The organism is Ruegeria sp. S263, from assembly GCF_056780525.1.
Genome location: NZ_CM165558.1, coordinates 3,149,210 through 3,162,359 on the forward strand (window position 1 = coordinate 3,149,210; position 13,150 = coordinate 3,162,359).

Genomic DNA, 13,150 nt, shown 5'->3' on the forward strand with positions numbered 1-13,150 from the left:
GCACATGAGGTCTTGAAGATGACATCGGAAGCTAAGCCGCTAGTACAACCACCCTTCGTTCGTGAACGCGATATTGTTAAGCGATACGGAATTTCGCGAGGGACCCAGAATAGGCTGCGCAAGAAAGGTCTCCTCCCGGCGGGCATCCGGCTAGGACCGAGAACCGTCATCTTCTCCGAGCCGGAAATCTTGGAAGCGCTTGCCGCGCTTGCCGGGAAACGGAACTAAAGCATTGGTGTCCCAGTCAAATGAGCAGCCTCAACTGACTGGTCCAAGTTGATTGTTAGTGCATCATCGGCCTGTGATCCATCGGGATGATGGTTTCGGGCGCTGGCGGGCGGTAACCCAGAGCACTGTGGGGTCGTTTTGTGTTGTAGTGTTTTCTCCATTGTTCGATCAGGATTTGTGCTTCGCGCAAGCTGTAGAAGATCTCTCCGTTGAGTAGCTCATCCCTGAACCGGCCATTGAAGCTTTCACAATATCCGTTCTCCCATGGGCTGCCGGGTTCGATGTAAGCCGTCTTGGCGCCGACGGCAGCAATCCAGTCTCGGACAGCCTGGGCGACAAATTCCGGCCCATTGTCAGAACGTATGAAACTCGGCACGCCGCGAAGTATGAACAGATCCGTCAGAACGTCGATTACATCGGTCGAGTTCAGTTTCCGCTCGACCCTGATTGCCAAGCATTCCCTACTGTATTCATCAAGGATGTTCAGCGTTCGGAAGGCTTTTCCATCATCGGTTCGGCAATGGACGAAGTCATACGACCAAACATGGTTGCGAAACTCTGGCCGTAGCCGAACACACGACCCATCGTTCAGCCAGAGCCGTCCTTTCTTCGGTTGTTTCACTGGCACTTTCAGCCCCTCCCGTCGCCAAAGCCGTTCAATCCGCCCATCACTGACAGACCAGCCAGCCTCTCTCAGCAGTGCAGCGATCCTGCGATAGCCATATCGACCGTATTGACGGGTCAGCTCGATCATGTCGGCCACCAATCGGTCTTCGTCTGCGCGACCTTCTGGGACACGCCGTTGCGTGGACCGGTGTTGTCCAAGCACGCGGCAGGCGCGTCTCTCGGAAACGTTCAGATGGCTACGAACATGATCGATGCAGGCACGACGACGAGCGGGGCTCAGTAGTTTCCCTTTGCGGCTTCCGTCAGGATCAGTTTGTCCAGCGTCAGATCTGAAACCGCGCGTCTCAGTCGCTCGTTCTCTTTCTGAAGCCGCTTGAGTTCTTTCAACTGATCTACACCCATTCCACCGTACTTCTTTCTCCAGCGGTAATAGGTTTGTTCAACAACGCCGATCTGCCTGATCGCATCAAGACGGGACATGCCTTGCCCCATCAGAACTTCAACCTGCCGTAACTTCGAGACAATCTCTTCGGGCTTTGGTCTCTTGTTTGCCATTCGTGGTCCTCCGTTTCCTAAACATAACGGTGGACCAGTTCAGTGGGGGAGGCTCAAAGTCGCCAACGCTGATCACGAATTCCGGACGCAACAGGTTCAATTGCGCCATGGCGATCTCGAACACATGGGGTCGCTCGCCGCCGGTCAGGTCCGAATGGATGGCAAACATGAACCGGTCTTCGCCTGTGTCGAAAGGCTTGTCGTTCCACGGCAGAGGGCCGTCCGAAATACTATGTGAGAAGTCCTGCGCGACTGCAGGCGAAATGGCCGCCAGCGCAAAACATGCCAGCACAGTGGAGAAGAGGAGTTTCATGTGTTCTGGTCCTGCCTCAGAAGACGATCCGGGCGCGCAGGCCGAGTATGGTCAGTTCGTCCCGGCCGGGATTGAGGAGCGGGTCGCGGATATACTGGATCGAGGGTGTGATCTGGAAGTCCGGAGAGATGTTGAAGCGATAGAAGGCTTCCGTGGTGAACTGCGTCTCGTCAAACCCCTTCGCTTCGGCCCAGTTGAAGCCGATCGCGGCAAGATCGGTGTTGCGGCGAAACCAGCCGAGACCAGTGGAGAGGGACCTCTCGTAGAGCGCTGCCGTGCCCTCTGACTGGCCCGCGCGGATGAATGGCATCCAGGTGTTGTCGATGAACCAGGCGGCGGAGAAGGCGACGCCCTTGTCCTCGGCCCGACTGCCATCCTCGGCTTCGTCGGCCTGCCAGAAGGTCAGGTGGATGTTGTCGAAATAGATCCGGTCGCCCCCACTGGTGTAGCCGATCTCGATGCTCTTGAAGGTTTCGCCGGTGTCGAAAACATCGAGGTCCGGTTCTGTCGGGTCGGCATTCGCATCGGCAACCGCGCCCACAACGTAGAAATTCTCGCCAAGCTTCGCACCGCCTGCGATGCCAAGGCCGGGGTTTGGCACGTTGATCGTGGGGTTGGTGTTGAAGGCGAGGTTCTGAAACGAGGTCCACGGGCTGACAAGGCCGTAGATGTCAACGAAGTCCGTCAGGTCCAACTGACCGACCTGAATGGTCCACCGCCCATTCGGGTCCCGCTGGGTCCAGAAAAAGTTGGTCAACATGGTTTCACTGTCGTTGAAACCCGTGCCGGTAATCGAGAGCGCACCGCTATCGAAACCGAAGAACTGAGGCGCAACCTCACCATAGGCGTGCCGGTTCTCGACCTTGAATGTCACAGACCCGTTCTCGGTGGCTTGCCAGTTTCCGTAGAAGCGGAGTACGCCACCGCCGGCCTCCCCTTCACCGAAATCACTATCGCTCCATTGCCCGAGGGCAAAGTAGTCGAGATTGAACCGTAGGCCATTCTCAGCCAACCGATCTTTCCAGTCGAAGTAGCCGGGCATGACATTGCGCGGGAATTGCGTTCGGGGCTGCGGATCAGTCAACCCGTCGCCAGGCGTCAGTTCCGCTTCGACCGAGGACGGACCGGATAGGCCCTGTTGGGCCTGAGCCAGACCGGGAAGCACCGCCACTGTCAGGGCGGCCAGCGCCGCCTTAGAACGTATGAACATTCGCTCTCCTATCGGATTGGCGCAAGAAGCGCCGCACGGGTGACCGCGTCAATCGGTGGGGCCGGAGGGTTGGGTTGGAAAGGATTCTTGACCACGGGGCTGATCTGGAGGGTGTATTTCCAGTCTGACGCAAAGCTGTCGGGAGCAATCACATTCTTCTCGGCCGCGAAATTGAGCTTCACAAGTTGCTTGCCGATGGCCGTGGTCTTGGCAAGGGTCAGCCCGATCGGGACGGTCCAGGCATCGTCGGCGTCTGCGTTCCAGTCATAGGTGTTCGTCGGCCCGGTGCCGATCTGCCAGCCATCTCCAAGTCCGTAGAACAGGAAGTATTGCAGCGAGGTGATCGACATCTCCGGGCCGTTGCCGCCAATCTTCTCGTTGTGAAACGGGAACAGACCGGCCACGCCCCAGTCAAAGGTCTTCACCGCCAGAAAACTTGGACCGAGGGTCCAGTTCTCGGATGACAGGTCGGTGTAGGTCGGGATTGAGCCGACAACCCCTGCACCCAGTGTCCAGGCGCCGGATTGCCACGAGTAAAGAAGATCGTAGGGAATATCTCCGAAGGAATCGACGTTTTCGAACGCGGATGAATCCGCGTTGAATCCGGGGTTATCCCAGACATAGGGAAAGGCCGGGCGGAAGATCAGGTTGTTGCCGTTCGGCAGTTTGAACGGAAACACCGGCTGGAATGTCAATGTCAGGCTGTCCTGCTCGTCGGCATCCGGCAGGGTGCCGGAAAACGTTCGGTATTCAAGCTTGAAGTTCATCGTGGCATTCGCTGCGCCCGGGTTGGCCAACTCTTTGGCGAGTTCGTCAATGTTCGGGCCGACGCCTTGCGCCGAGGCTGCAACCGGTGTGAGCGACAGGGCGAGCAGCGCCGCGCCAAGGTGTTTCGGGTACAACATGGGAACTCCTACTCACCGGGTCCGGGCTTGTTCGTTTTCAGTTTTGCACGCAGCTGTTCTACCCATTCTGCACTTGCGTCTCCTGCAGCGGGCATCGGGGTGAAGGTCTCGACCGCCTTCGCATCGAGCCGCCATGTGGCATTCATCGGAACGTCGCCATCAACCACCCGGAAGATTTCTTCCGTAGGATCGATGTGGAGCCGGCCCGTCAGGCGGACGGGCTGGTGCATGTATTCGGGTATCCAGTCCGAAGTCAGCCGAACGCGAATCATCTGGTTCGGCATCGGAGGGGGCATGTGGCTGCACATTCCTCTCTGCTCGACGAGATAGGCGACGGGTGTGCTATCTGTGTCAGGTGGGGCGGGAATGGCGAAACCAGTCACTGTCACAAGCGACCCATTGAAAGCTTCGTTGCCGGCATTGGCGGCATGTTCCCGGCGGCCTGCAACCACCCATCTCTGGGATATCAACCAGTCCGCATCACCACCGCTCACGGCGAACTCGGCTTCGCGCTCGACAAGCCGGGACGACACAGAGGCATCGCCCGCGGCAACCTGCTCGCGCATACGCGCAATCTCCACGAGAGTGGACAACTGGTCGGCCGAGAGGGCCTTGTACGGGTCCTCGAACACCTGGGCCGACGCATCCGGCAACTCCGACCAGGCCACGGCCTGTTGCGCATGCCCGCCGGCCGGAACGGCCAACAGGAAGGCCACTGCAAGCATCGAACGTATAGCCACTGCCATCTTTGAGATATCCTAAAGTCGCGAACAGGCGGGACGACCGAGGTAGAAAACCGTCCCGCCCGTCACTCAGTTCAGCGTGTTCTTGTAGATCGCGCCATTGAGCATGATGAGGTCGATGGTTTCGATGGGTTCCCATTCCTCAGGCGCATCGAACCACTGCTCCTGTCCGCCAATCACGCTGATATCCTCCAGCGGATTGCCGTCCACCAGCAGAAGGTCGGCATAAGCGCCCGCCTGGATCACGCCCTGAATGCCATCCTTGTACGGGTTGCGTTCGCCTGACATCGCCAAGATCTCGCCCGCAACAGAAGTCATCTGCTTGAGAACCTCGTAGTTGGAGTCGAATGTCTGTGTGCGCCACCAGATCTCGTAGCGACGGGCGCGTTCGGCATCGGCGTTAACCCCCACGTAGTCAGAGGCAAACACGACCTTCACACCATTCTTGAGCAGGTTCCGACCGAAATCGGCGTATTGCTTGCCGAGCTCCTGCACGAGCGGAATCTTGGCGGGTGGCATGAGCGGGTTCTTCGAGAGATCCGGAGAGATGCCCCACATTTGCGGGACAACATAGCCGCCCTCTGCCGCGATACGCTGCATGGTCTCTTCCGACAGGAAGAAAGCGTGCTCGAAGGTCTTCACGCCACAATCGAGCAGCCGGTTCACGGCCCGGTCGGTGAAGACATGCGCGGCGACATAGGTTCCCCAATCCTTGGTGGCTTGGACAATCGCGCAGGTTTCTTCCGTCGAATACTGGGTCGTATCGATTGGGTCGAAGCGCGAGGACCCACCACCGCCAGCCATGATCTTGATCTGGGTCGCACCATTACGAAGGTTCAGGCGGGTCGCCTTGAGTGTCTCCGGAACGCCGTCAGCAACGGTTCCGATCCCCATGCGTTCGAAGTTCGATAGGTCGGCTGCATCGCTGTAGCTGAACCCCGGATCGGCCCGGTCGCGAAAGTCGCCATGCCCGGATGTCTGGGAAAGGAAAGCGCCAGACGGATAGAGACGGGGGCCGACGATCAATCCGCTGTCCACAGCCCGCGCAAGCCCGAAGGCCGGACCACCCATGTCGCGAACCGCCGTGAAACCGTCCATGAGAAAGCGTTCCATGACGAGAACGGCATTGTAGGACAGATCGGTGATGTCGCTGTCCCGTTCAATGACACCGTAGTCGTTGTTTATCATCACATGGGCATGGCCATCGATCAGGCCCGGCATGAGAGTCCGCCCGCCGCCATCAATGACAACGGCGTCCGGCGCATCAATAGCCTCGGTTGCAACCTGCGATATCAGGCTGCCTTCGATCAGGACGCTCGCGCCTTCCGTCAGCCCATCGTTCACGCCGTCGAAAATGTTGACGTTGGTGATGAGTGTCTGTTCGGGGCGGCTTGCGTCAAGTGCCATGGCAGCGGTCTCGCCGGGCGCGTAGACACTGGCCATGTCGGTTGCCATCGCCGTTGTCGCAAAAAGAGACAAGGAAACTGTCGTCAGTAGTCGTTTCATCAATTCCTCCAGAGGCTTGGTGCAAGGGAAGGACTTGCATCTCCCAATGATCCTACCCCGGAAATCGCAGGCTCGCTCATCCCGGAGGGTCGTCAGAGATACTTTTTTGACCCGAAATGATTGCTCTGCGCTCGTCGGAGCTTCCGGCGCCATCTTTTGCCGGTATGGTTGAATCACTAGTTGTGAAGCCGAGAGACATGAAACCAGCCCTGCCGCTCGTCAAACTGAGCCTACTTCGACCATTTGCAGACGAACTGCGATCCAGGGGAATCGAACCCGATCTCGCATTCGAAAGCGTGGGGCTGTCTGAGGAGGCGACCCACGATCCGGACCTCTCGATGCACGTCCTGGTGGTCCATCAGTTTCTGGAGATCGCCGCACAGGTCGCCAATGACCCTCATTTCTGTGCACGGTCGGGCGCAAATCTCCCTCTGAACGGTTGGGATATGCTCGCTGACGCCGAAGAACACGCGAAAACCATCGGTGAGTACCTTTCGATGTTCTGCGCGAAGGCCAGCGAACAGACGAGTACCGGCACTGTGTATCTCCACATCGACGGGCAAACGGCTGAGTTCGGCGAAGAGAGGAGCTACGCACCTGTGAAACAGCCGTCACAGGTCGATGCGTTCATGGTCGCCATCAGCTGGGCCATTTTGCGCCGGGCACTTGGAAATCAGCTCGACCCTTCGATGATCAGCCTGAAGGTTAGCAACCCCAGTGCTCTGCCGCCCGAGTTCGATTTGTCACGTCCGTTCAAAGGTGACTGGACCGGCTACTCAATCCGGTTTCCCTCGTCGTGGCTTTGGATGCCGTTCGATCCGTCGACCTCAAACCCGGCGACGTCGCAACAAGTTGAGGAGGGCACAAGTGAGTTCATCTGGTCGTTCAGACAGGTGCTTCGTACCCATATTGGACGGGGAGCGCTTTCGGCAACCGATTGCGCTCAGCTGGTCTCGATGAGCCCACAAAAACTCAAGCGTCGCCTCGCTGCGGTTGGTACAGACTTCACAACCGAGCTTGACCTCGTTCAGCAGGAGTACGCACGTCGCGCACTCAGGGAAACCGAGCGGCCTATTGCAGATATCTCCGAGGCTCTTGGCTACTCCAACGCGGGCAACTTCGCTCGTGCGTTCCGGCGGGCCAATGGCCGTACACCATCCAAGTTCAGAGCCGAGACAGCCGACTAATCTGAGGGTGCAAACCGTATTCCCGACCTTCGTGGGTTCCGCAGAAAATGTCCGCAGACCGCCCTTCTTGCACCATGCTGCACGCAGGACCGATGGCTGCAACGGCATAAAACAATAGTTCGGAGGGCAGCGTATGCTCAGGACAAATGCTGACAACCTGATGCCAGCAGTACGTCATAGATCCCATCCAACTCTTTCGACGTCCGCGTAGAGTCAGTTTCGTCGCCCTTCGGAACAAAGATCACCGTACCGGCTCGCCCTCGCGTCAGGAGAACACGGTACGTATTGACGCGATACTGCCGCGCGTCCTCTCGCTTGAGTAGTTGCCAATTGGGCGCGCGCATCTTCCTCGGAATCCACTCCTGGCCGTTCCAAATTAAGTCATTGCCCCAGCACAGGCCCGCGTAGTCGATTTCTAAACCCTGGCAGACGAACTCCGAGAGTGGCGTTTCAAGCGCATTCGAAGATCTGAAATCACCTGCCGGCTTTAGAAACCAGTGAACAACGGTGCTGAGGTCATCAGAACGGGGCGACGGCGGTATGCCTTCGGCGACGAGGCGGGTCGCACCACTGCTGGCGAGCAAACCTACACGCTGCTCTCCTCTTCGACGCGCCCGCAGCCACGCTTTCATTTCCGAAAGGTCGCGCGTAACCAAAGCAGGAGGATGCTCCATCTGATTAGATACTTTTTGCGCCAAGCTTATATTGCCGTCCAAAAGAGCGGCGACCCAAGCACCATGCAGATTGTTCCGATACGCTCTAAGGTTCGAACTCAGGTGAAGATCCGGATCGTTCACGAGTGATACTTCGGCTCCGGACGCGATATCAAAAAAACCGAGCAACCCCTCACGCGCTTCGAGCGCCTTGTCAGAAATGTGGGCCGTCCAGTCGTCAGAGTTCGCTAGTGCCTCACCCCACAGAGCTAACCCGCCTTCACCACGATTGATTTCTTGTCCCGAACCAACAAGGCAAACAAGGCATGCCCAAGGCAGGCGCCCCATGATTTCTAGAAACAGTTCAGGTTCTGATTTGGCTCGGCCAAGCAGCTTTAATCCTGTGTCAGCATCCCACGCTCGCTGTGCCTCATCGAAGACTATGACGTTTTCCGGTGGGTGAGCATCCGCGTCGGCATGATCTTTGAGATACCCTAAAAGTGTTTGAAGTGCCTGCTGCGACCGGCGCTGTGCCTCCGCCGCCTTTATTCCCTCGCGCTCACGCGCATCCTCTGCGATCGCTGCTTGAAGAACGTACACAAGAGGCCGGTTTCCGCTAAGTAGCGCCGCTGGCTCTTCGGCGACACGCCCGGAGGTTCCCGAGAATACCAAGTCCAATCCCAGAAGCGTTTTGCCCGAGCCCGGTTCACCTGTAACGAAACACACCACTTTCTTTTGCTCTCGTCGCGCTTCGTTAGTGATTTCCTTCAAACGATCGGCAGTCCGCTCCAATGCCTCCGCCGTTGCATCTGCGCGACCGATTTCCTTGACGGAATGCCCCGAGTAGAGACTGCGCGCAGCGGTTACGATATCGGGTGTAGGGCTGTACGCGGCGGCGTCATATGCTTGCCACTCGATCTGATTTCCCGTCGCCAGTTCCTTGATTGCTCGTAGAACGGTAAGCAACCCTTCGCCGTTCGTTCGAATACACTGACTTACGTCATCAATGAATTCAATCTCACCCTGCGGAACAGTCACTGGCGCTTGGTCGCTGCAGAGCACTGGCACAATACGCTTTCCGTGACTGGCGGCATGGAAGTCCCGGAGGCAGAGCGCATAGTCGATCGTTTGGTCTAGGTCTGAACCAGAGAATGTCGTCGACCCGATTTTGAATTCGATACAAGCGATTACATCGCCGACCAAGATGACTGTGTCTATGCGCCGACCCAGGCGCAAAAGGGGCAACTCAAGAAGAATACCCCAACCTTCACTCTCCACGTTCGCCAGAGCTGATTTCAACAGTTCGATCTGGGTACGCCAAGCGCGGATCTGTTGCCGCTGGTTGCCGTCAAATTGCAGACCTACCTGCATCGACAGCCGACCGATGATGTCATCAGTCTGTTGGGACGAAAAATCTGCAACACTTGCGGCAAAGTATGACTTGGTCACGATAACGAGTTTTTCTCAATAGGATTGCTTTTGAGGAATGGCGCCACGCACGCCACCGCGGGGGCTCGGCACGTCCCCGTGTCGCCGCGGGATCAGATGTACGTGGCAATGAAAGACCGTTTGCCCGGCAAATTCACCGGCGTTCACGCCAACATTGAACCCCGACACTGTCTGGTCTTCGTCTTGAATCTCAGAACGCAGTTCTCCTAGCATTCGCCGTATTGCATTCAACTCTGGCTGGAACAGGTCAAAGTAATCTGAGGTGTGCCGCTTTGGAATGACCAGTGTGTGCAACGACGTAACCGGAAATCGGTCCCGGATTGCGTAACACAGTTCGTTTTCGGCGATCACTCGATCCGTTGGCACTTCGCAGAAGATGCACCCCCTTTGACGATGCCCATAAGTATTCACCACGCCCCGAAAATCAGCGTCGTCTTGATCCCGTTTGTTCGTGTTGCATGTGATGCAAAGCGCCTGAAAGTTGCTCAGGTCATCTTGACCGCCTTTGTTGCGGGGAACGATGTGATCGACATGCAAAGCGACCTCTTCGGCAGACGCTCCGCATAGCTCACAACGGTATTTGGCGCGTTTCAGGACCTCGTAGCGGATCGAGCCCGGAACATAGCCCTTGGCGTTGAACCTGTGCTGCCAGATATTGTCGCCGCGCCGCTCGACATAATCGGCGATCTTACCTTCACATTCGGCGATCAACCGTGTTCGGTCATCTGCACTGATTTCACCTAGATCTTTTAAGCGGTATCCGACGATCCGGTTGCCGATTTTCACAGGGTCAACAACGCCGTTTTTTGTTAATACCTTTCCGACCATGTCCTTGGTCCGGACCTCATAGTACTCGACTTGCGACCGGTCGTGTGACAACAGCGCTTTCGCAATTTGTTCGACGCTCGCTTCGCCTTCGGACTTCAAAAGCTCACGTAGCATTACGGGCTGATACACATGCGACATGCGCATGCGCTCGGTAATATATCGGCTCAGTTGTTCGACGTTCATTGCCAAGACTTTAGCGACACATCTGCGGCTCGCAAGCGACTGTGCCGCTCAGATACGTCATCTGCTGATGCTGGCATAAGGCGAGGCAATCATAGGCAGTCATGCCGCGGCTGAGAGTCCCATAAGTCCAGCCAAGTCGCCGCGTGAACTTTTACGTAGCTGAAGGAAGGAAATTTGGCACACCGAGTTTCGAAAACAGCAGGCGTTAGCCTATCCAACAATCGCATTAGATTCGCCAACTCACAAATCACCGCCGCGGCTGAACAACAACATTTCGCCGAAATTCGTCAACTGTCACCCAAATTGTCACCCAAACACAAAATCGCATTTGGATCAAGTCACTGAATGAGCGGTAAGTTTTTGTTTTCATTTAGCTTTAGTGGTGCCCGGGGGCGGAATCGAACCACCGACACGAGGATTTTCAATCCAATTACCTTGAATTCACTGTTCGTGCCCATGCCCCATGATTTATTGGCTGCATTACAAGTAACAATTTGAATTTAATAATCTTTTAATGGAACCCTCCTTTCCTAGAGTGCCTACTTGGTGAAGAAAATTCGAGAAACTGCGACCGTGTCAACTTTTTTGTAAGTGGTACAGAAGTGGTACAGAAGTGGTACAGGATATCAGTCCGACAAACCAAATTGATCCTCGCTAGTGTTTGCAAACAACCAGTTTCCGAAACTGCACCAAATCACAGGGGGCGTTTCCCAGAAGTGGCGAAGGCGCAGCAAGCGAATGCCATCTGGTTTCTCCTTTGTGACACGATACATGGTCAATGGAGTGGCACAATCCTGTTGCAGGTTAATGAAGGCATTATCTCAATGAGAGCGAAAACCAGAGTGAAGCGTAGTGTCATGATCCACTCGAAATGGATGAGCCAACCACTTTGTTTTACTACTTCTGTTTTCAGCCGGCTTTAGACGCAACACTTATCAAGCCACCCTTACGATCCAGGTTCGAGATCTGAATGCACACAATGATGTTGGATTCGTGTTAATACCCCCAATAGCACCCCCAGATTCAATTGCTAAAAATTTCAATAACTTAGCTCAAAAGTATGATTCCGCTTTTGGGAATCCAACCAAAGCGCCTGGAGTCAAAGTGTCCGAGCACAGCGTCTCAAATCAGATAAACCCAAACTTTGCTTCGGATATGGCGTCCGATCAATTTCGAGGGAAACGGTCGCTCAAAGGACCGAACTTTGTCGACATATTTTGCGATAGTACAGAAGTGGTACAGAAAGATGAGTTCGAATTTTCTGACGACTTCACCACTTACTCACGCTTCAGAAGCTAGGGTAAGGACCCATTGAATTCGGGTGCACTTCATGATTCTTCGCCCGAACACTGCGCCTTGAGACACTTTCTGCGCCCGCCGCTCTTCGTGCGGAATCAAATTTCAGTTGTGAATGCTCAGTGCTATATCCAAATCGTTAGCCATTATTTTTCCGTCAGCGATCAGAAACCTTAGGATTCGACACGACTTAACTGCGTGGTAGTCGTGATACTCGGCATATCGATCATTGCTCAGAATGAATGTCTGTTTGTCTTGCCCTGCCATCTTTAGGATATATTCATCTGCGGCTGTCCGCGTCGGAGCGACGTGAGCAGTCACAGAAGACCCCAACTTCCCTTTGATCCCTTGGGTGTCGGTCCTAAGCATCGAACGAATTGATGCGTCGAAGACGACCGTAACTCTGATGCGATCACTCAACGCCGAAATTAGCGTCGAGATCGCCCGCAGACCTATAAAGGCTTGGCCTTCATAACAGACGTTATTTCCATCAATCAGCAGGTGACTTATTACGCGTTCAGATTTCTGGAGTTCTCCCCGGATCCGCCGTTCAAGTTTTGGAATATTATTCTCAAGACGGCGGATCTTCCAGTTGCGGTCACTGATGATCTTCCTTGGACTGCCTGCGCCGAACCTACTCTGACATTCCTCGTGGATCATTGCACGTTCGTAGCTATTGGGGGCCTTACTGAGTTCTTCGTCCAAATCCTGCGCAGCTACAACATCAGATTTCGCCGAGGCAAGATCAGACATCAAACGATCATACTCTTGTTTGTGGGGATGGATCTTCTCTTCAAGCTTCACAAGTTCTTCTTGAAGAGCTTCCCGATCTTCCTTGGCGCGTCTGATTTCTGCCTCGGCGCTTGAAAACCGTTGGCTGGCGACCAAGAGATCAAAGGCTTCGTGCCACGAAATCTGTGTCTTGGTAGTATCTATTTCGTTCCTAGTCCTGATCAGTGAGTCCCGATTGAACTTTAATCGCACTTCGACTGCGCAGAGCTCTTTTTTCAGTCTCTTCGTTTCACTTCGTAGTTCTCTTTGCCCGTGACGAAAATACCCCCAGAAAACCACAGGGCTGACTTGTGTCGCGGAAATATTTTCGATTTTGCGTTCGAGTTTTTTCCTTTCTTCGTCGACGGTTGCTATCTGATGCGATAGTTTCGGAACTTTTGCTTCAAGATCTTGAAGCTTCTGTTTTTCGACTAATGGTATGAATGCCTCGTAGTCTTCTATTTCGCGCGCTATGGCTTGCTGCATATCTCGCAGGGTCTTCAGTTTATTCCCCAGATTGGAAATTCGGGCTCGACGTATTTCCAAGGGTTGAAACAGATCGTCTTGCTTCATGCCGCTTCCTTCAATCACGAGTTTGTTAGTGTACCAGGTAACGATGCGACGGAGACTGAGAAAGCTCAAGCGCTCAAAAAAATGGACGAAGCGTATGCATCATGCTTGAGACTACAAGTCTTC

Annotated in this window: 11 protein-coding genes; 2 read left to right on the top strand and 9 right to left on the bottom strand. The window is 55.1% G+C overall.

Translation table 11 applies throughout. The annotated features are described in order from the left end of the window. Window positions 1-18 precede the first annotated feature (18 nt). A complete protein-coding gene (locus ACT2B1_RS15630; protein WP_170776861.1) occupies window positions 19-228 on the top strand; it encodes a helix-turn-helix transcriptional regulator in 210 nt (69 codons plus the stop codon). 55 nt (window positions 229-283) lie between these two features. Here the strand turns inward: ACT2B1_RS15630 and ACT2B1_RS15635 are convergent. The 6 genes from ACT2B1_RS15635 to ACT2B1_RS15660 form a co-directional block, all read right to left on the bottom strand. Further along, a protein-coding gene (locus tag ACT2B1_RS15635; RefSeq protein ID WP_480721046.1) for an IS3 family transposase occupies window positions 284-1,410 on the bottom strand; the annotation gives its coding sequence in 2 pieces (ribosomal slippage) (window positions 284-1,146 and window positions 1,146-1,410; 1,128 coding nt in all). Then, the gene (locus tag ACT2B1_RS15640; protein ID WP_481668100.1) at window positions 1,355-1,723 is read right to left on the bottom strand and encodes a hypothetical protein; all 369 of its coding nucleotides are present in this window, start codon (window positions 1,721-1,723) and stop codon (window positions 1,355-1,357) included. Before ACT2B1_RS15640 ends, ACT2B1_RS15635 begins: the two co-directional genes overlap by 56 nt. A 16-nt stretch (window positions 1,724-1,739) precedes the next feature. Further along, the gene (locus tag ACT2B1_RS15645) at window positions 1,740-2,933 is read right to left on the bottom strand and encodes a carbohydrate porin (protein WP_481668101.1); all 1,194 of its coding nucleotides are present in this window, start codon (window positions 2,931-2,933) and stop codon (window positions 1,740-1,742) included. A gap of 8 nt (window positions 2,934-2,941) precedes the next feature. Then, window positions 2,942-3,838 (bottom strand): hypothetical protein, encoded by an 897-nt coding sequence (locus ACT2B1_RS15650; RefSeq protein ID WP_481668102.1) that lies wholly within the window; start codon window positions 3,836-3,838, stop codon window positions 2,942-2,944. An 8-nt stretch (window positions 3,839-3,846) separates the two neighbouring features. Then, window positions 3,847-4,584: a DUF3299 domain-containing protein gene (locus ACT2B1_RS15655; RefSeq protein WP_481668103.1), complete on the bottom strand. Its 738-nt coding sequence runs from the start codon at window positions 4,582-4,584 to the stop codon at window positions 3,847-3,849. Between the two features lie 66 nt (window positions 4,585-4,650). After that, the gene (locus ACT2B1_RS15660; protein ID WP_481668104.1) at window positions 4,651-6,087 is read right to left on the bottom strand and encodes a metal-dependent hydrolase family protein; all 1,437 of its coding nucleotides are present in this window, start codon (window positions 6,085-6,087) and stop codon (window positions 4,651-4,653) included. Window positions 6,088-6,284: 197 nt separating this feature from the next. On the opposite strand from ACT2B1_RS15660, the gene ACT2B1_RS15665 reads away from it, so the two are divergent. Then, window positions 6,285-7,274 carry an AraC family transcriptional regulator gene (locus ACT2B1_RS15665; RefSeq protein WP_481668105.1) on the top strand — a complete coding sequence of 330 codons (990 nt, stop codon included), beginning with the start codon at window positions 6,285-6,287 and terminating at the stop codon, window positions 7,272-7,274. 137 nt (window positions 7,275-7,411) lie between these two features. Here ACT2B1_RS15665 and ACT2B1_RS15670 read toward each other — a convergent pair whose 3' ends face one another. The 3 genes from ACT2B1_RS15670 to ACT2B1_RS15680 form a co-directional block, all read right to left on the bottom strand. After that, window positions 7,412-9,376 carry a DNA/RNA helicase domain-containing protein gene (locus ACT2B1_RS15670; protein WP_481668106.1) on the bottom strand — a complete coding sequence of 655 codons (1,965 nt, stop codon included), beginning with the start codon at window positions 9,374-9,376 and terminating at the stop codon, window positions 7,412-7,414. Window positions 9,377-9,391: 15 nt separating this feature from the next. Further along, window positions 9,392-10,387, bottom strand: a complete 996-nt coding sequence (locus ACT2B1_RS15675) for an HIT domain-containing protein (protein WP_481668107.1) — start codon at window positions 10,385-10,387, stop codon at window positions 9,392-9,394. A 1,401-nt stretch (window positions 10,388-11,788) separates the two neighbouring features. Continuing rightward, complete coding sequence (locus ACT2B1_RS15680) at window positions 11,789-13,027, bottom strand: hypothetical protein (protein WP_481668108.1); 1,239 nt, start codon at window positions 13,025-13,027, stop codon at window positions 11,789-11,791. Between the last annotated feature and the right edge of the window lie 123 nt (window positions 13,028-13,150).

Bases quoted from the DNA above. Each gene is read 5' to 3' on its own strand.
- ACT2B1_RS15630 (WP_170776861.1), top strand. From the start codon at position 19: ATGACATCGGAAGCTAAGCCGCTAGTACAACCACCCTTCGTTCGTGAA.
- ACT2B1_RS15640 (WP_481668100.1), bottom strand. From the start codon at position 1,723: ATGAAACTCCTCTTCTCCACTGTGCTGGCATGTTTTGCGCTGGCGGCC.
- ACT2B1_RS15645 (WP_481668101.1), bottom strand. From the start codon at position 2,933: ATGTTCATACGTTCTAAGGCGGCGCTGGCCGCCCTGACAGTGGCGGTG.
- ACT2B1_RS15650 (WP_481668102.1), bottom strand. From the start codon at position 3,838: ATGTTGTACCCGAAACACCTTGGCGCGGCGCTGCTCGCCCTGTCGCTC.
- ACT2B1_RS15655 (WP_481668103.1), bottom strand. From the start codon at position 4,584: ATGGCAGTGGCTATACGTTCGATGCTTGCAGTGGCCTTCCTGTTGGCC.
- ACT2B1_RS15660 (WP_481668104.1), bottom strand. From the start codon at position 6,087: ATGAAACGACTACTGACGACAGTTTCCTTGTCTCTTTTTGCGACAACG.
- ACT2B1_RS15665 (WP_481668105.1), top strand. From the start codon at position 6,285: ATGAAACCAGCCCTGCCGCTCGTCAAACTGAGCCTACTTCGACCATTT.
- ACT2B1_RS15675 (WP_481668107.1), bottom strand. From the start codon at position 10,387: ATGAACGTCGAACAACTGAGCCGATATATTACCGAGCGCATGCGCATG.
- ACT2B1_RS15680 (WP_481668108.1), bottom strand. From the start codon at position 13,027: ATGAAGCAAGACGATCTGTTTCAACCCTTGGAAATACGTCGAGCCCGA.